This is a genomic window from Salinivibrio sp. KP-1, from assembly GCF_000968645.1.
GTDB classification, from domain to species: Bacteria; Pseudomonadota; Gammaproteobacteria; order Enterobacterales; family Vibrionaceae; genus Salinivibrio; species Salinivibrio siamensis.
On the sequence record NZ_LAQR01000036.1, the window covers coordinates 17456 to 37559 of the forward strand.

General features: G+C 53.8%; 21 protein-coding genes. 12 read left to right on the forward strand and 9 right to left on the reverse strand.

Features of this window, described 5'->3' with window-relative positions; all coding sequences use genetic code 11:
* Positions 1-3: 3 nt before the first annotated feature.
* Entirely contained in the window at positions 4-870 is an 867-nt protein-coding gene (locus tag WN56_RS08790; RefSeq protein WP_046074643.1) for a cytochrome c oxidase subunit 3, read from the forward strand.
* Between the two features lies 1 nt (position 871).
* Here the strand turns inward: WN56_RS08790 and WN56_RS08795 are convergent, their stop codons facing one another.
* Positions 872-1078 (reverse strand): DUF2909 family protein, encoded by a 207-nt coding sequence (locus tag WN56_RS08795; RefSeq protein WP_046074644.1) that lies wholly within the window; start codon positions 1076-1078, stop codon positions 872-874.
* Between the two features lie 45 nt (positions 1079-1123).
* On the opposite strand from WN56_RS08795, the gene WN56_RS08800 reads away from it, so the two are divergent.
* From WN56_RS08800 to cyoE, 4 genes are read left to right on the forward strand one after another with little or no spacing between them, the layout of a single operon-like run.
* Positions 1124-1831: an SURF1 family protein gene (locus WN56_RS08800; RefSeq protein ID WP_052708054.1), complete on the forward strand. Its 708-nt coding sequence runs from the start codon at positions 1124-1126 to the stop codon at positions 1829-1831.
* Entirely contained in the window at positions 1828-2349 is a 522-nt protein-coding gene (locus WN56_RS08805; RefSeq protein WP_046074645.1) for a hypothetical protein, read from the forward strand. The genes WN56_RS08800 and WN56_RS08805 overlap by 4 nt, the downstream gene beginning before the upstream one ends.
* 2 nt (positions 2350-2351) lie before the next feature.
* Entirely contained in the window at positions 2352-3374 is a 1023-nt protein-coding gene (locus tag WN56_RS08810) for a heme A synthase (protein ID WP_046074646.1), read from the forward strand.
* A complete protein-coding gene (cyoE, locus tag WN56_RS08815) occupies positions 3349-4251 on the forward strand; it encodes a heme o synthase (RefSeq protein ID WP_046074647.1) in 903 nt (300 codons plus the stop codon). Before WN56_RS08810 ends, cyoE begins: the two co-directional genes overlap by 26 nt.
* 4 nt (positions 4252-4255) lie before the next feature.
* Here cyoE and WN56_RS08820 read toward each other — a convergent pair whose 3' ends face one another.
* Positions 4256-4504 carry a lipoprotein gene (locus WN56_RS08820; protein ID WP_046074648.1) on the reverse strand — a complete coding sequence of 83 codons (249 nt, stop codon included), beginning with the start codon at positions 4502-4504 and terminating at the stop codon, positions 4256-4258.
* 248 nt (positions 4505-4752) lie between these two features.
* On the opposite strand from WN56_RS08820, the gene dinF reads away from it, so the two are divergent.
* The gene (gene dinF, locus WN56_RS08825) at positions 4753-6093 is read left to right on the forward strand and encodes an MATE family efflux transporter DinF (RefSeq protein ID WP_046074649.1); all 1341 of its coding nucleotides are present in this window, start codon (positions 4753-4755) and stop codon (positions 6091-6093) included.
* 59 nt (positions 6094-6152) lie between these two features.
* On the opposite strand, the gene nfuA is transcribed toward dinF, so the two are convergent.
* Positions 6153-6737 (reverse strand): Fe-S biogenesis protein NfuA, encoded by a 585-nt coding sequence (nfuA, locus tag WN56_RS08830; RefSeq protein WP_046074650.1) that lies wholly within the window; start codon positions 6735-6737, stop codon positions 6153-6155.
* A gap of 111 nt (positions 6738-6848) precedes the next feature.
* Positions 6849-7580, reverse strand: a complete 732-nt coding sequence (locus tag WN56_RS08835; RefSeq protein WP_082084439.1) for a ComF family protein — start codon at positions 7578-7580, stop codon at positions 6849-6851.
* 39 nt (positions 7581-7619) lie between these two features.
* Here WN56_RS08835 and bioH point away from each other — a divergent pair, with 39 nt between their 5' ends.
* The 3 genes from bioH (at position 7620) to WN56_RS08850 (ending at position 9395) form a co-directional block, all read left to right on the forward strand.
* Positions 7620-8399, forward strand: a complete 780-nt coding sequence (gene bioH / locus WN56_RS08840; protein WP_046074652.1) for a pimeloyl-ACP methyl ester esterase BioH — start codon at positions 7620-7622, stop codon at positions 8397-8399.
* 98 nt (positions 8400-8497) lie between these two features.
* Entirely contained in the window at positions 8498-8857 is a 360-nt protein-coding gene (locus tag WN56_RS08845; protein ID WP_046074653.1) for a hypothetical protein, read from the forward strand.
* A 64-nt stretch (positions 8858-8921) separates the two neighbouring features.
* Positions 8922-9395, forward strand: coding sequence for a hypothetical protein (locus WN56_RS08850; protein WP_046074654.1), 474 nt, complete (start codon positions 8922-8924; stop codon positions 9393-9395).
* Between the two features lie 63 nt (positions 9396-9458).
* Here the strand turns inward: WN56_RS08850 and WN56_RS08855 are convergent, their stop codons facing one another.
* Both WN56_RS08855 and greB read right to left on the reverse strand, forming a co-directional pair.
* On the reverse strand, positions 9459-11756 hold the full coding sequence (locus tag WN56_RS08855) for a Tex family protein (RefSeq protein WP_046074655.1): 2298 nt from the start codon (positions 11754-11756) through the stop codon (positions 9459-9461).
* A gap of 90 nt (positions 11757-11846) precedes the next feature.
* Positions 11847-12341, reverse strand: a complete 495-nt coding sequence (gene greB / locus WN56_RS08860) for a transcription elongation factor GreB (RefSeq protein WP_046074656.1) — start codon at positions 12339-12341, stop codon at positions 11847-11849.
* Between the two features lie 221 nt (positions 12342-12562).
* On the opposite strand from greB, the gene ompR reads away from it, so the two are divergent.
* The 3 genes from ompR to WN56_RS08875 all read left to right on the forward strand — a co-directional run bounded on the left by ompR (position 12563) and on the right by WN56_RS08875 (position 15102).
* Positions 12563-13279, forward strand: coding sequence for a two-component system response regulator OmpR (gene ompR, locus WN56_RS08865; RefSeq protein ID WP_046074657.1), 717 nt, complete (start codon positions 12563-12565; stop codon positions 13277-13279).
* Between the two features lie 2 nt (positions 13280-13281).
* The gene (gene envZ, locus WN56_RS08870; RefSeq protein WP_046074658.1) at positions 13282-14607 is read left to right on the forward strand and encodes a two-component system sensor histidine kinase EnvZ; all 1326 of its coding nucleotides are present in this window, start codon (positions 13282-13284) and stop codon (positions 14605-14607) included.
* 99 nt (positions 14608-14706) lie between these two features.
* Positions 14707-15102, forward strand: coding sequence for a GntR family transcriptional regulator (locus WN56_RS08875; protein WP_046074659.1), 396 nt, complete (start codon positions 14707-14709; stop codon positions 15100-15102).
* Here WN56_RS08875 and recG read toward each other — a convergent pair.
* The 3 genes from recG to spoT all read right to left on the reverse strand — a co-directional run bounded on the left by recG (position 15087) and on the right by spoT (position 20088).
* Entirely contained in the window at positions 15087-17165 is a 2079-nt protein-coding gene (recG, locus tag WN56_RS08880; protein WP_046074660.1) for an ATP-dependent DNA helicase RecG, read from the reverse strand. The genes WN56_RS08875 and recG overlap by 16 nt on opposite strands.
* A 39-nt stretch (positions 17166-17204) precedes the next feature.
* Positions 17205-17906, reverse strand: a complete 702-nt coding sequence (gene trmH / locus WN56_RS08885) for a tRNA (guanosine(18)-2'-O)-methyltransferase TrmH (RefSeq protein WP_046074661.1) — start codon at positions 17904-17906, stop codon at positions 17205-17207.
* Between the two features lie 82 nt (positions 17907-17988).
* Positions 17989-20088: a bifunctional GTP diphosphokinase/guanosine-3',5'-bis pyrophosphate 3'-pyrophosphohydrolase gene (spoT, locus tag WN56_RS08890; RefSeq protein WP_046074662.1), complete on the reverse strand. Its 2100-nt coding sequence runs from the start codon at positions 20086-20088 to the stop codon at positions 17989-17991.
* Positions 20089-20104 lie beyond the last annotated feature (16 nt).

The following is a 20104-nucleotide window of genomic DNA, read 5'->3' on the forward strand; positions in this document are numbered from 1 at the left end:
ATCATGGCGACGCCTGAACGTTATTATGTCCCTGCCGCGAGTATTTGGCCGATCGTGGGTGCGGTGGCGCTGTTTTTGATTGCCGCTGGTGCAGGTGCCACGGTGGGCGGTTTATTTGGTGGCAACGGTCCTTGGCTGTTACTGGCTGGCACTGTGCTTATTTTGATTATGCTCACTGGCTGGTTTCGCGACGTGATCCGCGAATCCATGCAAGGGCTTTACTCAGCGCAAATGGACCGTTCTTTTCGCCAAGGAATGAGCTGGTTTATTTTCTCTGAGGTAATGTTTTTTGGTGCCTTCTTCGGCGCGCTCTTTTATGCCCGCTTTATCGCCGTCCCTTGGCTGGGTGGTGCGAGCAATAACGCGATGACCGCGGCGGTGCTGTGGCCAGATTTTGTCGCCCAGTGGCCGTTGACCCTCACGCCTGGAGGGATTGAAACCACTGCGATGCCGGCAATGGGACTGCCCTTACTTAACACGCTGATCCTACTCACCTCATCGGTCACGCTCCATATTGCCCATACCGCGATTGAAAAAAATCAACGTGAGCGATTGAAAGGCTTTTTACTGGTAACGGTGCTGCTTGGGGCGCTGTTTATGTTCTTTCAAGGCGAAGAGTATGTGCACGCCTATCAAGAAATGAATCTGCGTCTCGACTCCGGGGTGTATGGCAATACCTTCTATTTATTAACCGGCTTTCATGGCCTACACGTGACCTTGGGTACCATTATGCTGTTGGTGGTGTGGCTGCGTGTGATGCGTGGGCATTTTAGCCCTGAACATCACTTTGGCTTTCAAGCCAGTGCGTGGTATTGGCACTTTGTCGATGTGGTCTGGCTATGCCTGTTTGTCTTTGTGTATATCTTGTAGCTCAGTAAGGGCGCGGGTTGGGGGCAATCCAGCCCATGGATAGCGCAATCAGCAATAACACGAAGACAACCACGGAAAACAGCACACGCCGACCGAGATAACGTGACAAAGGCACAGCGCTATCGCCTTTTAGTAGCACGGGCAAGGCACGGAAGAGATTAAACAGAATAAAAATCAGTAAACAAATCAGAATGACTTTGACCAACATAAGCGCTCCTTAGCGCAATAGGTAATCATGAAACAAGGACGGCGAATGGGGTTTCTGATATTGACTGTGGTTGTGGTCTTGCTGCTCGTCAAGTTAAGCCATTGGCAATGGACGCGTGGCGAGCAAAAAGCCCAACATCTGGCACAGTTTGAGGCCAATCAAGCACCAGGTTCACTCGCAAGCGCGGTGCAAAAAGGGCAATTTCTGGCGATCGATGGCCAGTTTCGCCCCGAGTTTGCCGTGTGGCTCGATAATCAGACCCACCAAGGTCGCGTAGGCTATCGCCTTTTTCTTCCCTTCATTCCAAACCAGCAGCCATCGCGATGGTGGCTGGTGGAATTGGGTTGGGTGGCCGCGCCTGCTGTGCGTGCCTTGCCGGCGGTACCCGCGTTGGCGTCGCGCTATCAGCTGTCTGGCTTTATTGATACACCATCTAAGCGGGTGGTGCTCAAGAAAGAAACGGCATCGCATAAGTGGCCCGCTCGGGTGCAGCGCATTGACTTACAAGCACTTAAGGCTCAAATGCCCGCGCTGGAGGCGCAGTGGTTGATACGGGCAGAAAAACTGGTGGATGTGACCACGCCGAGCACAGATGCCTTGGCGCAAGCGGGGGTGACACCGGTGTGGCAGCCGGTGGTGATGCCGCCAGTAAAACATTATGGCTATGCCTTTCAGTGGGCGTTAATGGCGCTCGCGGTCAGTATTGGCGCGGGCATCTGGTGGTACAAAACTAAACAGAGGGAAGCGGTGTGAAAGGACGCATGACGCTCGTGGCTTTGATTGGCATCTTTGTCCTGCCCGTGGTGGTGGCGAAATTGGTGTTGGAGCAAAGTTGGTATGAAAAAGGGGTCACCAATTACGGACAGTTTCTCACTGAGCCGGCGACCTTGAATTGGTTACCTGAGCAAGGCCAGTGGCGGTTGATTTATCGGGTGCCAGAGCAATGTGACTCTGTGTGCGAGCAAGCGCTGTTTCAGTTAACACAAATTCCGATTGCGGTCGGCAAAGAGCGCGATCGGGTCAGTAGCGTGGCACTGACGAGCTCCGCCCCGAAAGCGCCGGAGGTACTGACATGGCAAACCCTGACCACAGAGCAAGCGCGGGCATGGCAGCAGCAAGCGTTTGATAAAAATACCATCTATCTTAGCGATCCGATGAATAATGTGGTGCTGGCCTATCCGGTCAGTGATGATAAAACCAAGTGGGTCGCGCAAGGCAAAGGCTTGTTACGCGACCTCAAACGGCTCCTTAAATTGTCAAAGGTAGGCTGATTATGGCAACGCGTCGCTACCAACTCGCCGTTTTATCGACACTGATACTGGCTGTGCTGGTGGTCGGCCTCGGCGCGTTTACCCGCCTCACTGAAGCGGGGCTTGGCTGTCCAGACTGGCCTGGATGCTATGGCCATTTGGCGGTGCCCGTCAGTGAAAGCGCGCAATCGGTCGCCATGTCGCGTTTCCCAGATGCGCCCATTGATATCAATAAAGCATGGAATGAAATGCTGCACCGCTACGTGGCCGGCACCCTCGGGCTGGCGATTTTTGCGTTGGCCTGGATCAGCTGGCGACGTCCTGACTATCAGGCTTTACGACCACTGACCACCTTGCTCAGTGTGGTGGTCGTCGCGCAAGCGGCCCTAGGGATGTGGACGGTGACCTTAAGTTTAATGCCGGTGGTGGTGATGGCGCACTTACTCGGCGGTTTCACCACCGTATGCTTGCTGGTTTGGCTGACGGCGGTGACAGGCGCATGCCGGTTGCCGGTGATTGCAATGTCGTCATCGGCGCGCCGCGTGGGCACTTTAGCTTTGGTGGCGGTGATTGTTCAAATCGGGCTCGGCGGTTGGACCTCCGCCAACTATGCCGCCACTGTGTGCACCCAGCTACCTATCTGCGAAAGCCCTTGGTGGCAGCTTTTCACCCCTTCCGCCTTTCATCCTGTCAGTCCGCTTAGCGACACCTATCAGTTTGGCGTGCTGAACCATGCCGAGCGGGTGACCATCCATGCCACCCACCGTCTTGGCGCCATGGTGGTCACCGTATTCGTGCTCGCTTGGGCATGGGTGCTGTGGCGTGCTGGGGGGCGCGCGCTGGCAATGACGGTGAGTGGTGTGTTGGCGATTCAAATTACGCTGGGGGTGACCAATGTGGTCGCATTACTGCCGCTGAGTGTGGCGGTGGCGCATAATCTCGGTGGATTGTCGCTGTTGGCCACATTACTCCTCACCCGATTTTTATGTCTTTCTCCGTCGACCCGACAAGGAGCCCGTGATGGCACAGTTTCAACGTACCGCTAGTGTTTCGACACCTGCTGGCGCCAATTGGCGTGATTATTACGAGCTGACCAAACCGCGTGTGGTTGCCATGTTGCTTCTCACCGCGTTGGTGGGCATGTGTTTGGCAACCCCAGGTTGGCCACCTTGGTCGGCGGTGCTGGTGGGATTATTTGGCATTGGTGCGCAAGCCAGTGCGGCGGCGGTGTTTAATCACGTTATCGATTGGAAAATTGATACGAAAATGCAGCGCACCCGCCATCGTCCCGTTGCTGAGGGGCGAGTGAGTCAAGGTGCCGCGTTGGCCTTTGCCGTGGTGCTGATGGTGAGCGGTTTTATTGCTTGCTGGTGGCTGAACCCGCTCACCGCCTGGTTAACGTTTGCCAGCCTAGTCGGGTATGCCTTGGTGTATACCCAGTGGCTTAAACCTGCGACCCCGCAAAATATCGTGATTGGCGGTTTGGCCGGTGCGATGCCGCCTTTGTTAGGCTGGACCGCGGTGACCGGAGAGCTTCACGCCCATGCGCTACTGCTGGTGATGATCATATTTACTTGGACGCCGCCTCACTTTTGGGCGTTAGCAATACATCGCCGCCATGACTATGCCAAAGCCGATGTGCCGATGCTGCCTGTCACTCACGGGGTAGGGTTTACCCAAACCATGGTCTTGCTTTACACCCTACTGCTGGTCATCGTGGGCATTTTACCTTGGCTGACCGGGATGAGTGGTTGGCTGTATCTGGTGGGGGCGACCACCTTAAATCTGGTCTTTGTCGGCTACGCTTGGCGACTGAAAACCCAGTCGCAAAAAGGCATCGCGTGGCAGACCTTTAAGTTCTCGATATGGCATATCTTCGCGACCTTTGTGGTGCTGCTTGCCGACCACGCGTTGCGCTATTAAGAGGCTACTTTAGCCCTTGCGCCGACAGCACGGTGGCTTTGTCGGCGACAAAAGACACTTTGATGTGCTTACCATCGCCGCCCCACACACAGTGGGTTAAGCCCATGGTGTCGTCGCATTGGCTAGGCTCGCCAATGTGGCTCACAACCACGTCATAACTCATGCCCACTTCGAGCTGATCGTAGTTTTGCTTGGTCACTTTCGAGCAACCCGCTAGCAATACCACCAACACACAGGCAAAAAATACACGCATAACCTTTCCTTATTCACAGAGGTGATGAGCGCTAGTTAGCGCAGTGCAACTGGCGCAGTGCAACTGACGTCGTGTCACTGGCGCAATACAATGGCCGCTCGTCGATGAGATTGTCGCAATGGTACACTGCTGCACCCATAAGGGCTACCCAAGGATGTTATCGCTTGTCGATGCAATCGTGTTCTTTATCAAAAATAGACGATCTCTCAAACGCAGTGCAGATCACTTAAAATTCAAATCGAGGAAGTATGTGGCAGTCTTTAACCCAGCGTGAGCTTCACTGGCGGGTCTTATCGCTGGCTTTACCTATGGTGATCTCCAATATCACCGTTCCGTTATTAGGGTTAGTGGATGCCGCGGTGATCGGCCATTTAGACCATGCATGGTATTTAGGTGGTGTGGCGGTTGGCAGCACCATGATAAATGTCACCTTTTGGCTGTTGGGCTTTTTGCGTATGGCGACCACCGGGTTTACCGCGCAAGCCTATGGCGCGAGTGATAACCGTGAGCTGGCAGCGACCTTTGTGCGTGGGGCGACCTTAGCGTGCTTGCTGGCTGTACTGTTAATCGCACTGCATGTGCCTATTTTAGAGGGGGTGATGCACTTTAGTGATGCCAGCGCTGAGGTGAAACACTATGCGAGCCAGTATTTCTCCATTCGGATCTTTAGTGCACCGGCGACCTTGATGAACTTGGTGATCATGGGCTGGCTACTGGGGGCCCAAAATGCGCGCCAGCCGATGTGGCTGCTGATTGTGGTTAACAGCGCCAATATTGTCCTTGATTTGCTGTTTGTGGTGGGCCTCGATATGAAAGTCGAAGGGGCCGCAGCGGCGAGTGTGGTTGCCGATTATCTCGGCCTCATGCTGGGGCTCTATTTTGTCAAAGGTATCTGGCAGTCGCGTCAGTTACCGACCGTTTGGTCGGTGTTCGAGCGCGGGTTGACTGGGATGAGCCGCTTGCTAAAGCTTAATCGAGACATCTTTTTACGTAGCCTTAGCTTGCAGTTGGCGTTTACCTTCATGACCTTCCAAGGAGCGACACTCGGCGATGACATTGTGGCCGCCAATGCGGTGTTGATGAGCTTTCTGATGCTGATTTCTTTTGCAATGGACGGTTTTGCTTATGCGATGGAGGCAATGGTCGGTAGAGCGATTGGCGCGCAGAGCAAGTCTGAGCTGTTAGTGTCACTCATAGGCAGCACGTTTTGGTCGTTGGTGATTTGCTTGGCGATCACGTTGGCGTTTGGCGTGGCAGGCCATCACATCATTGCGCTGATTTCCGATATCGAGGCGGTGCGTGACCAAGCGGCGCGTTATTTACCTTGGTTGGTGGCTATGCCTTTGGTATCGATGTGGTGCTTTTTGCTGGATGGTATTTTTATTGGTGCCACGCGGGGTAAAGACATGCGCAATGGGATGTTTGTCGCCACCGCAGGTTTTTTTGCGGCATGGTGGTTAGCGCAAGGGTGGGGCAATCATGCACTGTGGTTAGCGATGCTTACTTTTATGGCGCTAAGAGGGCTCAGTCTTGCGGTGTGCTTTGTTTACCATTGGCGACGAGATAGCTTTTTTCACGTCACGCACTGAGGCTAATGAACAAAAAAACAGGCCATTTGGCCTGTTTTTGCGATAGGAGACGGCGTTTATTAGTAGTAAGAATGATCGCCACGGGCATGCTCAGTCACATCACGCACGCCGTTTAACTCGCCGCTAAACTCAGCCAGCAACTGCTTTTCGATCCCTTCTTTTAGGGTAACGTCCACCATCGAGCAGCCATTACAGCCGCCACCGAATTGCAAAATCGCGACCGCATCATCGGTGATTTCTATCAAGTTCACATGGCCGCCATGGCTGGCAAGCTGTGGGTTAACTTGGCTTTGAATCACGTAATCAACCCGCTCCATCAAGGGGGCATCGGAGGCGACTTTACGCATTTTCGCATTCGGTGCTTTCAGCGTCAGCTGTGAACCCATTTTATCGGTGACAAAGTCGATTTCCGCTTCGTCTAAAAATGGCAGGCTCATCTCATCGATAAAGGCAGAAAAGCCGTTGAACTTAAGTTCGGTATCGCTGCTTTCTATCGCTTCGGGTGGGCAATAAGAAACACCGCACTCGGCGTTTGGCGTGCCTGGGTTAACCACAAACACGCGAATATTGGTGCCCTCGGGCTGCTGCTCAAGCAGCTTCACAAAGTGGCTTTGTGCATTTTCTGAAATATTGACTTCTGACACGACAAATACCTGACTAATCCAGTGTGTTTTATACAGTGTACTCCGGTTTGCGTTGGCTATCACCCCTTGAAGTATGTGGCTACTTTATGAGCATGGATAGCACGCTTTCCGTTAGGGTAGATCGGTACGTGCCAAACAGTAAATATCGATCGTTTCTGCTCCCACACGGCGTAATAACCGGCACAGTTGTGACACCGTTTGTCCAGTCGTGACCACATCATCAACAATCGCCACATGCGAACTTGGCAGCTCGCCCCTGATCGCAAACGCATGTTTCAGATTAGAGAGCCGCGCCTGTCGGCTTAAACCTTGTTGTGGCGCAGTATGGCGATGTCGGACTAACACGTTATCGACAACTTGAGTATCAAGGTGGTCGGCCAGCGCCCAAGCTAAATGCACACTTTGATTAAAGCCGCGTTGCCAGCGACGCCGCCAATGCAGAGGGACAGGAAGCAGCACGGGAGCGGGGTGAAGGATACGCTCGCTTAACTGGCGTGCAAAGGGCAAGGCCAACTCGAAGGCCTGCTGGTATTTGAATGCGTGGACAAGTTGCGGCAAGGGATCATGGTAAGCGCTGATGGCAAACAAGTGATCCCACGCCGGTGGGTGGCTCAGGCAGGCACCGCATCGCGCTTGGGAGTCGGTCACCGGCAAACCGCAACACTGGCAAAGATGATATTGGTAGTGGGCGTCCCAGCATGCGTCGCAACACAAAGCCTGTGTGGCCCCCACCGACGTGGTCGCCAGTGATAAGTGGCAAACAGGGCATTGCAAGGGCAAGATCTTGCCTCTCCAATGGGTCAGCCAACGCGTCAAGCGCCTTGGGTTGATTGCTGGTATCATAGGCACCTTGATTGAAAAGCAACCAAGGCAGTGTAAAGCATGGCGTTATGTGATTGGCAATCTTATGGTCAAGGCCCCGATCTGGTTCTCATTCACGGCTGGGGGATGAACAGTGCTGTTTGGTCGCTGTTACTGCCTTACCTGACCGCGCATTACCGTGTTCACTGTGTTGACCTACCAGGTTTCGGCCACAGCGCCCACCAACCGGATCTTAATATAGAGAAACTGGCACAACTGTTGCTTAAAGAATCACCAGCGCATGCAACTTGGATCGGTTGGTCGCTGGGCGGGTTAGTCGCCACACAGGCGGCATACTTATCGCCACAGCGTATGAGTGGTTTAGTCACCGTGGCCAGTTCACCCAAGTTTGTTGCAGAGCCAGGATGGCGCGGAATCAAGCCGGCAGTATTGACCGACTTTGCCGACCAACTTGAGCGTGATTTTTCGCAAACGGTGGAGCGCTTCATGGCGCTGCAAGCCATGGGATCACCCACGGCGAGAAAAGATGTGAAAGCGCTCAAACAAGCGGTGTTTTCGCGGCCGGCGCCCGACCCTCGTGCTTTGGCAGATGGATTGTCGATGCTGGCAACCACAGATCTTCGCCAACAGTGTGAGGCGATCACTGTGCCTTGGTTGCGGTTATACGGGCGGCTAGACGGTTTGGTGCCTGCGTCGGTGGCGAAAGCGGTGTCTGCGTTGGCGCCTCACTCACAATGCGAGGTATTAGCACACAGTGCTCATGCCCCCTTTGTGACGGAGCCTGACGAAGTGGTGGACAAGCTACTTGCCTTTTTAGGCAAAAACTTGCCGCCCGAATAGTGTGCGCGGATCGTTTTTTGGTAGAATTGACTAAATCCTGTCATGGTTCTGCCGATAAGTTAACTATGTCACTTGCTCTGACATTAGGAGAGACCATAATGAACGTAGGTAACGTTGGGCAGTCTCAGGCGTATCATCAACAAACGATGAAGCCAAAAGCGCCGACACAGCCGCAACAAAATGCGGACAACGCGGCCAAAGATACGAAAGAAGCGAAGCCTGTTGAAAAGCTTTCTGCTGCTGAGGCAGCAAAAGAAAGCAAAGATGTGAAAGCAGCGAAAAACGCTGAAGGTGTTAAAAAGCCAGAAGAGAAATCATCGGTTGAATCCTTTACCTATGGTGCGTTGGGCATGGACCACCCGGAAAAAGTGAAAGAAAACGATGATACGGCCTATAGTGCGGGACAATTTTTGTCTGCGTTGGGCACAATAGGCACCATACTCGCGGTTGTCGTCTAAACTATAAGGAGACGAGGCCGCACTGACAATTAGGCCTTCAGCTGATGTTGGGAGGTAGCATCAGATGAATATATCGCCAGCAAGCGTCAGTATCCCAACTGTCGCGCCATCGGTGAACCCGCCAACCGAGCAAGTTGCGCGGGACAATCGCATGCGCGAAAAAATCGTCCCCACCAAGCAAGCCCCAGAGCCAGAACACGGCAAAGCGGCCACCGATCAAGGCAAGCAGCTCGGCCGCTCATCTTGGGATCCGTCACAGCACCCTAATTATTCGCTCGACTACAGTCGCGAGTCTTTGTCTGACGCTGATTACGATGGGGCGAACATTGCCGGTCGTGTCGACGCCATGGCACGTACCGAGCCTGGAGAGCAAGCACGTAAAGACAACGGCTACCCGCTGGGGTTGAAAATGCCGGAAGAAGTGCTTGAAAAAGTGGAAGAGCTGAAAAGGTTCGAGCAAACGCGTGCAGTCGTCGCCATGCGTTATCAGCAAGCGACCGTGGCGAATATGCCCTCAGAAGTGCTGATCGTGATTTAAGCGCTTTCCGTTGAGCCGATTGACGTCAAAGCCCCGCGTATTATCGCGGGGCTTTTTGCTTGGCTAAGAGCGCTTGGCGCGGGCAAAGGCATCCGCCATGCTGCCCATTGCGGCGGGTTTGTCCTGCCGTTTTTTCGGGCCTTTATCACGTTGCTTTGGGGCGGCAACTGTGGTTTCGCTCGCGGCTGGGGTGTCGTCGAGGCGCATCGATAACCCAATGCGTTTGCGCGGCGCATCCACCTCCATGACTTTCACTTTCACCACATCACCGGCTTTCACCACGTCGCGGGGATCGCTAATAAAGCGGTTTGATAGCGCAGAGATGTGCACGAGCCCATCTTGGTGGACGCCGATATCGACGAATGCGCCAAAGTGCGTGACGTTAGTGACCACGCCTTCGAGTTGCATACCTGGTTTTAAGTCACTGATCTGATTCACGCCCTCGGCAAAGGTGGCGGTTTTAAACTCAGGACGCGGATCGCGGCCCGGCTTGGCCAGCTCGTTCAGTACGTCGGTGACCGTGATCTGTCCAAAGGCCTCGGTGGCATAATCGCTTGCGTTTAAGCTTTGTAGCATACCCGCATTGCCCACCAAGGCATCGATGGCTTTGCCAGTCTTTTGGGCGATTTGTTTAACTAAAGGGTAGGTTTCTGGGTGGACACCTGAGCGATCCAGCGGGTTAGCGCCATCCATCACCCGTAAAAAGCCAGCGCATTGCTCATAGGCTTTCGGGCCAAGGCGCGGCACTTTCAGCAGGGTTTTACGATCGCCAAATCGGCCATTTTCGTCGCGAAAGGCAACAATGTTTTGTGCCATGGTTTGGCTAAGGCCTGCCACCCGGGTGAGTAGTGGTGCGGACGCGATATTTAAATCAACCCCCACGGCGTTCACACAGTCTTCCACCACGGCATCGAGCTTTTTGGCAAGCTGACTTTGAGAGACATCGTGCTGATACTGACCGACGCCAATCGATTTAGGATCAATTTTAACCAGCTCGGCGAGGGGGTCTTGCAAGCGACGGGCAATGGAAACCGCGCCACGTAGCGAGACATCGAGATCGGGAAACTCATTGGCTGCCAGCTCTGACGCCGAATAAACCGAGGCACCGGCTTCACTGACCATCACGGTTTGAATGCTTAAGTCGGCTTGCTTGAGCATGGTGGTGACAAAGTGTTCCGTTTCACGTGAGGCGGTACCATTGCCGACGGCAATCAAGTTCACGCCATGGCGATCAATAAAACGGCGCAGGGTTTTGCTTGCCCCTTCAATATCGTGTTTAGGCGCGGTGGGATAAATCGTGGCGGTGTCGAGCAGTTTGCCCGTGCCATCCACCACCGCCACTTTACAGCCGGTACGTAGGCCTGGGTCTATCCCCATGGTGCAGCGAGGGCCAGCCGGTGCAGCCATCAATACATCTTTTAAGTTGGCGGCAAACACATCAATGGCGTCATTTTCCGCGCGCTCTTTCAGATTGGCCATGAACTCTGTCTCGAGATGCATCAAGATTTTTACCCGCCACGCAAAGGCAATCACCTGCTTGCGCCAACGGTCAGCCGGTGCGGTGCCTAAAGACAGCTGGTAATGCTGAGCAATCATGGTTTCGCATACGCTTTGCTTGCTGTCTGGTGCTTGGTCGGGGTCGGCAACCAGCGCCAGCTGCAGTACGCCTTCATTGCGACCACGTAGCATCGCCAGCGCGCGGTGAGAGGGCACTTTGGCAATCGGCTCTTGGTGGGCAAAGTAGTCTTTGAACTTTGCCCCTTTCTCTTCCTGACCCGCAATCACAGTGGCGCGTAGCACCGCATATTGCTTAAGGTATTGGCGCAGCGCCTCAAGTAAGCTCGCATCCTCAGCGAGGCGTTCCATCATGATGGCGCGGGCCCCCTCGAGTGCTGCTTTGGTATCGGCGACGCCCTTTTCAGCATTGATGTATTGCTCGGCAAGCGTGTCAGGGTTGTGTGAGGCGTCTTGCCACAGGGCCTCGGCCAAGGGGGCGAGGCCGGCTTCAATCGCGATCTGTCCTTTGGTTCGGCGCTTGGGTTTGTAAGGCAGATAGAGATCTTCTAGGCGGTTTTTACTCTCCGCGGCGAGAATATCGCGGCGCAGGCTCTCGGTGAGTTTGCCTTGTTCGTCAATCGATTTGAGGATGGTGTCGCGCCGGGTATCCAATTCGCGCAGATAGACCAATCGCGTTTCTAGGGTACGCAACTGCGAGTCATCCAGGCCCTGAGTCGCTTCTTTACGATAGCGAGCGATAAAAGGGACAGTGTTACCATCGTCAAGCAGCTCAACCGCTGTCTTAACTTGACCTGGTGCGACATTGAGTTCGTGCGCCAGGGTTTGTGTAATGGATGTGTGCATGTGTTTCCTTTTCTCTACAAGCACGGCAGGGGATACCCTGCCAAGGGATAGCATTTTTGACCGCGATGGAGGCGAAGGTTCCCTCCGTGATTACTGAGCGTCGGTGTCATTGGGCTTTGGGTAGGTAATGGTATTCACAAACCACTGCTTTTCACCTTCAGGGGTTGAGACCACCACTTCGTCATCAACGGCTTTTTTTAATAGCGCCCGCGCCATAGGGGCATCGATAGAAATGTAATCTTTGCGTTCATAAATCTCATCAGGGCCAACGATTCGAAATTGTTTGGTGTCGCCGGCCTCGTTTTCTATTTCCACCCAGGCGCCAAAAAAGACCCGCCCTTCTTGTTCTGGCGCGTAATCAACAATGGTTAAGTCATTGAGGCGTTTGCGCAGATAACGGACGCGACGGTCAATTTGACGTAACAGCCGCTTATTGTAGGTGTAGTCAGCGTTTTCTGAGCGATCACCTAAACTGGCGGCCCAGCTGACAATTTTGGTCACTTCTGGGCGTCGTTCGTGCCACAGGTAATCGTGCTCGGCTTTGAGCGCGTTAAACCCCTCTCGGGTCACCAATTTGGTTTTCACGTTACCTCTCCTTTCGCTAGCCATTCGGCGTCGCGCGATATAACCTTGTTCAGGAAACTACAAGAAGCGGACAAGCTTGTCGAGGCAACACTCGGTAACAATTTACTCCGCATGTGGTGACAGACAAACACGCGGTCTGACATTCAATTGTGGCAAAATTCAGTATGATATAAGTGACGGTCAATCGATGGCCGGGCAACGATCAGCATTGAGGGCTTAGCATGCAAGAGAACTATAAAATTCTAGTGGTGGATGATGATATGCGTCTGCGCTCGCTACTGGAACGCTACCTGACCGAGCAAGGTTTTCAGGTACGCAGTGTGGCCAATGCCGAGCAAATGGATCGCTTACTCGCGCGTGAAGCCTTTCACCTGATGGTACTGGATCTGATGTTGCCGGGTGAAGATGGCCTGTCTGTGTGTCGCCGTTTGCGTCAAGCGAATAACCAGTTGCCGATTTTGATGCTGACCGCCAAGGGCGATGAGATTGACCGCATTGTTGGCTTAGAGGTGGGTGCTGATGATTACTTGCCCAAGCCTTTTAACCCGCGTGAACTATTGGCGCGGGTACGGGCGGTATTGCGCCGGCAGACCATTGAAGCGCCAGGCGCGCCGAGTGCAGACTCAACCACGGTGACCTTTGGCGAGTTTCGCCTCAACTTGGGCACGCGAGAAATGTTTCGCAATGATGAGCCCATGACGCTTACATCTGGCGAGTTCGCGGTGCTTAAAGCCTTGGTGACCAATGCGCGAGAGCCTTTGTCACGTGATAAGCTGATGAACATGGCGCGTGGTCGTGAGTATTCGGCTATGGAGCGCTCGATTGATGTGCAAATTTCGCGGTTGCGCCGCATGATAGAAGAAGATCCGAGCAAACCGCGTTACATTCAAACCGTATGGGGGCTCGGCTACGTGTTCGTTCCGGATGGAGAGGTGTAGCGATGCGGATGTCACCGCGGACTAACTTTGCGCGTACCTTGTTTATCTTGGCTGGCTTATTAATTGCCAGCCAAGTTTTTTCTTATCTGACCATCGTCAATTATGCCTTACTGCCCAGCTTGCAGCAGTTCAACAAAATCTTGGCGTTCGAAGTACGCCTGATGCTGGAGGAAGATTGGTATCTTAAGGATGGTGAAGTCCTTCACCTTGGTGAACCTGTGCGGCGGCAGCTATTGGAGCAGATTGGTGTCACCTTGCATGCGCCCAACAGTGACCAAGCGGCGGCGTTTAAAGACGCGATGGAGATTGATTACTTAAGCGAGCACATCAGCAAAGAGCTAGGCACGCAAACCGAAGTACGCTTGGTCAGTGGCGAAGACAGTTATGTGCTATGGCTGAAGTTTGACCAGATTGACGACTTTTTAATGCGGATCCCGCTATCGGAACTGCATCAAGACGACTTTGCCCCTTTGTTTCAATACAGCTTGGTGATTGCCCTGTTGGTGATTGCGGGCGGGTGGCTATTTATCAAGATGCAAAACCGTCCACTCGTGGCTCTTGAGCGGGCGGCGTTAGATGTGGCGGATGGTCGTTTTCCCGATCCTGTCCCCCCGCGAGGGGCGTCGGAAATTCAGGCGGTGACGGTGGCGTTTAATAAGATGTCGGCCGGCATACGCAAACTCGAAGAAGACCGCGCCTTGCTGATGGCCGGGGTGAGCCATGATTTGCGCACGCCACTGACGCGCATTCGCCTTGCGACTGAAATGATGTCATCAGATGATGCCTACTTGGCCGATAGCATTACCGAAGATACCGAAGAGTGTAATGAAATCATCAACCAATTTATGGACTACTTGCGCGCGGTGCAGCAACAAGATCCTGATCCGATTGATTTAGCCAGTATTTGCCGCGATGTGGCGAGTAATCAGCAGCAAGTCGGTGTCGATATTGAACTCGATTTAGGGGCGTTGCACGGAGAGTTATTTGCCAACTCGGTGGCCTTAAAGCGTGCGGTGACCAACCTGGTGGTCAATGCGGTGCGTTATGGACACGGTTGGGTCCGTCTCGGCTGTGGCAGTAATGCCGATCACACCTATCAGTGGGTGGAAGTGGAAGACAATGGCCCAGGGATCGATGCCAACTTAGAAAACTCGCTATTTCAACCCTTTACACGCGGCGACACCGCACGCGGTAGTGAAGGGACAGGCTTAGGGCTGGCTATCGTCAAACGCATTGTGGAACAGCTCCATGGTGATATTCGTCTTTCTTCACGTACTGAAGGCGGGCTGAGAATTCAAATGACGTTTCCCGTGGGCAATAAAAAATAACCCCTCGTGTGCGTGTGACCACGTTTTTAGCGGCGGAAGTCGCGGAATGCGGGCGTTAGGCCATACTGTCATAGAGATTCAATACACTGGGAAAAGGCTATGCGTTTATCGCTAGACAGTCAGGATCCGACGCCTAAATTTCAGCAGCTTATTGACCAAATTCAACGGCAAATTGCCAGTGGTACACTTTATCCGGGGGCGCGCCTCCCCTCGGTGCGGCAATTGGCCAAAACACTGGCGATGAACCCAATGACGGTATCGCGCAGCTATCAGCAATTGGTTGAAGACGGGTGGCTAGAGCGCTTGCCCGGCGTGGGTATGCAGGTCAGTGATGCCATGCGTCCTGCTGAGCCAGAGCAACGTCTGCAATATGTTGAAGCAACGCTGGCGCAATTTATTCATGCGACCAGCGAAGCAGGCTACAGTAAGTCAGAAGCCATGGCGCTGATCATGACCCATTGGGAGCGTTATAGCGGTGATCAGGCGTTGGAGTAATGGGTTTTATGCCCCAGCCAGCGGCGAATAATCGCATCCGCATGTTGTGGGTAATGTTGATGGATATGGGTCGCCAGTTTTTGTACTTCAGGGATCAGCGCTTGGTCTCTCACCAAGTCGGCGATTTTAAATTCGGCCAAGCCCGTTTGCCGAGTCCCCAATAGTTCACCCGGCCCGCGGATTTCAAGATCGCGCTGGGCGATAACAAAGCCATCATTACTGTCGCGCAGTACCCCAAGCCGCTGACTCGCGGTTTTAGATAAGGGCGCATGGTAAAGCAGTACACAATGACTGGCGACTGCGCCTCGGCCGACACGGCCACGTAACTGGTGCAGCTGTGCGAGCCCCAGCCGTTCTGGGTTTTCAATGATCATTAAACTGGCATTGGGCACATCGACCCCCACTTCAATCACAGTGGTCGCTACCAATAACTGCAGTTCGCCTTGCTTAAAAGCGTCCATCACCGCTTGCTTGTCCGTCGCTTTCATTCGCCCGTGAACCAAACCAATTTCCAGGTTGGGTAGGGCGTCTTTGAGTGCGGTGGCCGTGTCTTCGGCGGCTTGCGCTTCTAAGGCGTCGGACTCTTCAATCAAGGTGCATACCCAATACGCTTGTCGACCGGCGGCACAGGCAGCACTGACGCGGGCGATGATATCGTCACGGCGGGTGTCGGGGACGGCAACGGTTTGAATGGGGGTACGACCTGGGGGTAACTCATCAATCACTGAGGTTTCTAAATCGGCATAGGCGGTCATCGCCAAGGTACGAGGAATGGGGGTCGCGGTCATGATCAACTGGTGTGGATGCGCACCTTGTTGCTCGCCTTTTTCACGCAGCGCAAGACGCTGATGAACGCCAAAGCGGTGTTGCTCATCAATAATCACCAGTGCTAAGCGGTGGAACCGGACACTGGCTTGAAATAACGCATGAGTACCGACCACCATTTGTGTTTTGCCATCGGCAACTTGTGCCAGGGTGTCTTCGCGTGCTTTTCCTTTTAACTTGCCAGCCAGCCAACCAACCTGAATCCCCAATGGCTCAAGCCACTGGGAAAAGTTGGTGGCGTGTTGCTCGGCCAAGAGCTCGGTCGGTGCCATCAATGCCACTTGATGGCCTTGCTCAATCGCTTGCAAGGCGGCGAGGACGGCCACCAAGGTCTTGCCCGCGCCGACATCCCCTTGCACGAGGCGCATCATTGGAAATGGTTTAGCTAAATCGGCACTGATCTCGCTCACCACTCGGGTTTGTGCGCCGGTGGGAGTGAAAGGCAGGTTATCTAAAAGACGCTGTCCCAGTGACTGACTGGGCGCGAGCGCAAACCCTTTCACTTGCTGTGCCTGGTGGCGCACAGACAGCATCGACAGGTGCTGGGCAAGGAGCTCTTCAATGATTAAGCGCCGCTGAGCGGGATGTTGACCGGTTAATAGATCCTCTAGCGCGGTATCTGGCGGTGGGCGATGTAATAGGTGCAACGCCTCGCGCAATGAGAGTTGTCGATCGTACAAGCCCTCGGGCAGCAGCTCGTCGACGCCACTTTTATCCAGCAACGCCAGCGCTTGATCGGTCAGGCTGCGCAGGGTCGCTTGGCGCAGCCCCTCCGTGGTGGGATACACGGGGGTCAGGGTTTCTTCCATCACCAATTCGGTGGGCTCAGAAAACACCTGATACTCGGGGTGAATGATCTCCAGCCCATGCTTTCCGCGTTTGAGTTCGCCGTAGGCTTTCACTTGCTTGCCGACCGCTAAACTGTTTTTCATCGCGGCATTAAAATTGAAAAACCGTAGTGTTAACGCGCCGCTGCCATCTTGCACCCGGACGGTGAGCATCCGGCGGCGACCAAATACGGTATCGTTGTGGGTGATCTCACCTTCGATAGTCGCATGTTGGCCAGGTAAGAGGCTAGCGACCGGCCAGACACGGGTACGATCTTCATAGCGATAAGGCAGGTGAAACAACACGTCCTGCACTGTATGCAGGCCAACTTTTGCCAGTTTTTCTGCCATCTTATTGCCAACACCGCTTAAGGTATCGACAGTAACGGCACTCAGCATGGAAGATCGCATCCGTTTCTCTATTTGGTTAGCGCTGGCTATTGTACATGACTAACGTGCGTGTTTAGCCGCTTGCATCTGTGCCCACCACGCCTCATCCGCCACGATTTGACCATGTTCATCTAAAGGCGGATAAGGCAAACCTTTTTGTTTTGCCACCCGGGCAAGTACCGGATGGCCGCGCTCGAACAAAATGTGGTGGATCTCGTGTTCGGGTAAGCGGGTTTTATCCTGTTGATACATGCCAGCCGCTTGGCGCTGGCGCTGTGCTTCGTACAAAATCAAGGCACTGGCCACTGACACATTGAGTGACTGTACCATACCCACCATAGGAATGAGGATGTCTTGGTCCGCTTTGTCGAGCGCTTCGCGACTGATGCCTTGTTTTTCTTGCCCCAGCACGATGGCAGTCGGACGGGTGTAGTCAATCTCGCGAAAATCGACCGCGGTATCCGATAAGTTGGTGACTAACACCTGCATCCCTTGGGCTTGCATGGTATTAAACGCTTCTTCCGTGGTGTTGTGAGTCACCACATCTATCCAGTTGCGTGAGCCGGCCGATGTGCCCCCGAGGGTGCGCATCTTGGTGCCTTCTGGCCACACGGCATGCATGCGATGAATCCCCACAGCGTCGGCAGTGCGAATGATAGCGGAAATATTATTGGGTTTATGAACTTGCTCCATGCAGACAGTGAGATCAGGCTGGCGTTGGGCCAAGACCTGATGAATGCGTTCAAAGCGTTCAGGGGTCATGATTCAATTCCGTAAATGGCAGACGAAAAACAAATGCGCCCGCCAAAAAGGACGGGCGACGGGCAATAGTGTATTGAGGCGATCAGTTTTTCTGGCGGCTAACCTTCACCACGTTAGGCATCACCCGCAGGCGGCGCATGATATTGGCTAGGTGCACTCTGTCTTTGGTCGTTAGGCGAACAAAGATAGTGTACAAGCGGCCATCGCGCTCTTCGGTGGTTAGCCCTTGGATATTAGAGCCGGTTGATGCAATGGTATTGGTTAAATCTGCCAGCGCCCCTTGATGGTTTTGCATATCCACACGCACCCGTGTGCTGAACTCTTGTTCAAAATCATCCGCCCACTCGACGGGCATATATTTATCCGGCTCTTGGCGGTGACCACGGATGTTGGCACAGGTCTCACGGTGGATAACCAAGCCTTTACCTGGGCTGACATGGGCAATGATCGGGTCACCTGGGATTGGACGACAGCAATTGGCATAGGTGACCAAGATACCATCGGCACCACGGATAGGCATTTTGCCCTCGGTGGGGGCCGCCGGGTCTTGATCTAGCAAGCGACGTGCGATCACTACGCTCATGAGTTCGCCAAGGCCAATCGACGCGAGTAAGTCGTCGCTGGTTTTCAGCTTTAAGTCACTTAGTACTGCCTCAACCCGCTCAGGGTTGATATCCGGCAGGTTTTGCTCTCCAAGCGCATGATTGAGCAGACGACGCCCTAAGGTCACCGACTCTTCACGGCGCATGGTTTTCAGCACTTGACGAATTTTCGTCCGGGCCCGTGCAGTCACCACATAGTTAAGCCAAGCCGCGTTGGGGCGCGCGCCGGGTGCGGTGATAATCTCTACTGTTTGACCATTTTTGAGCGGCTGACTCAGCGGGTAAGGTTGACGGTTAACCCGCGCCCCGACACAGGTATTGCCCACATCGGTATGGACGGCATAGGCAAAGTCGACCGCGGTGGCATCGACAGGGAGCTCGACAATCCGCCCTTTGGGGGTAAAGACGTACAGCTCATCGGGGAAGAGATCCGACTTGACGCTCTCAATAAATTCAAACGAGCTACCGGCACTTTGTTGGAGCTCAATAATGTTTTGCATCCAGCGCTGCGCCCGTTTTTGTGCGGTGGTGCCAGAGGGCCTGTCGGCACCGCTTTTATACGCCCAGTGTGCCGCGACCCCTTTGTCGGCCATTTGATCCATGTCTTCGGTACGAATTTGTACTTCCACCGGGACACCATGTGGACCAATCATCGAGGTGTGCAGTGATTGATACCCGTTGGCTTTAGGCACCGCGATATAGTCTTTGAGCCGGCCTGGGCGTGGCTTATACAAGTTATGCATTTGCCCTAGCACGCGATAGCAGGTATCAAGATCACCCACAATCACTCGAAACGCGTATAAATCCATGATGGTATGGAAACGCTGCTCTTTATTCTTCATCTTGTTATAGATGGAGTAGAGGTTTTTCTCTCGGCCCAGCACACGGGCGTTAATCCCGGCATCTTCCAAACGACCTTCAATTTCCGCATGGATTTTTTGGATCATCTCTTTGCGGTTCCCCCGCGCTTGCGCGATCACCTTTTTAAGGACGCGGTAGCGATTGGGGTACAAGGCCTCAAAGCCGAGCTCTTCAAGCTCCACCTTTATATTATGGATACCCAAGCGGTGGGCGAGAGGGGCGAAGATTTCTAGCGTTTCACGGGCAATACGGCGTTTTTTGTCTGGGCGGAGGGCGCCCAAGGTACGCATATTGTGGGTGCGGTCACTCAATTTTATCAGGATCACGCGAATGTCATGGGCCATCGCCATGACCATTTTGCGAAAGTTCTCGGCTTGGGCTTCTTTACGGTCGCGAAATTTAAGCTTATCAAGCTTAGAGACGCCGTCGACCAAGTCAGCCACCACATCACCAAAGCGTTGCTGCAGATCGTCTTTGGTCACCTCAGTGTCCTCAATGACATCATGCAGCAATGCCGCCATCAGGGTTTCACAGTCCAAGCGCATTTCCGCCAAGATCCGTGCCACCGCGATGGGGTGAATGATATAAGGTTCGCCGGTTGAGCGAGTTTGCCCGTCGTGGGCATCCCTGGCTACTAGGTAGGCTTGCCGAAGCGCTTCAAGCTGTGACTCCGGCAAATACTGGCTAGCAACTTCTTTCAGGCTATCAAATAGATACAAACGGCCTGTCCCTGAT

Bases quoted from the DNA above. Each gene is read 5' to 3' on its own strand.
- WN56_RS08790 (WP_046074643.1), top strand. From the start codon at position 4: ATGGCGACGCCTGAACGTTATTATGTCCCTGCCGCGAGTATTTGGCCG.
- WN56_RS08795 (WP_046074644.1), bottom strand. From the start codon at position 1,078: ATGTTGGTCAAAGTCATTCTGATTTGTTTACTGATTTTTATTCTGTTT.
- WN56_RS08800 (WP_052708054.1), top strand. From the start codon at position 1,124: ATGGGGTTTCTGATATTGACTGTGGTTGTGGTCTTGCTGCTCGTCAAG.
- WN56_RS08810 (WP_046074646.1), top strand. From the start codon at position 2,352: ATGGCAACGCGTCGCTACCAACTCGCCGTTTTATCGACACTGATACTG.
- cyoE (WP_046074647.1), top strand. From the start codon at position 3,349: ATGGCACAGTTTCAACGTACCGCTAGTGTTTCGACACCTGCTGGCGCC.
- WN56_RS08820 (WP_046074648.1), bottom strand. From the start codon at position 4,504: ATGCGTGTATTTTTTGCCTGTGTGTTGGTGGTATTGCTAGCGGGTTGC.
- dinF (WP_046074649.1), top strand. From the start codon at position 4,753: ATGTGGCAGTCTTTAACCCAGCGTGAGCTTCACTGGCGGGTCTTATCG.
- WN56_RS08835 (WP_082084439.1), bottom strand. From the start codon at position 7,580: ATGATACCAGCAATCAACCCAAGGCGCTTGACGCGTTGGCTGACCCAT.
- bioH (WP_046074652.1), top strand. From the start codon at position 7,620: ATGGCGTTATGTGATTGGCAATCTTATGGTCAAGGCCCCGATCTGGTT.
- WN56_RS08845 (WP_046074653.1), top strand. From the start codon at position 8,498: ATGAACGTAGGTAACGTTGGGCAGTCTCAGGCGTATCATCAACAAACG.
- WN56_RS08850 (WP_046074654.1), top strand. From the start codon at position 8,922: ATGAATATATCGCCAGCAAGCGTCAGTATCCCAACTGTCGCGCCATCG.
- WN56_RS08855 (WP_046074655.1), bottom strand. From the start codon at position 11,756: ATGCACACATCCATTACACAAACCCTGGCGCACGAACTCAATGTCGCA.
- ompR (WP_046074657.1), top strand. From the start codon at position 12,563: ATGCAAGAGAACTATAAAATTCTAGTGGTGGATGATGATATGCGTCTG.
- envZ (WP_046074658.1), top strand. From the start codon at position 13,282: ATGCGGATGTCACCGCGGACTAACTTTGCGCGTACCTTGTTTATCTTG.
- WN56_RS08875 (WP_046074659.1), top strand. From the start codon at position 14,707: ATGCGTTTATCGCTAGACAGTCAGGATCCGACGCCTAAATTTCAGCAG.
- recG (WP_046074660.1), bottom strand. From the start codon at position 17,165: ATGCGATCTTCCATGCTGAGTGCCGTTACTGTCGATACCTTAAGCGGT.
- trmH (WP_046074661.1), bottom strand. From the start codon at position 17,906: ATGACCCCTGAACGCTTTGAACGCATTCATCAGGTCTTGGCCCAACGC.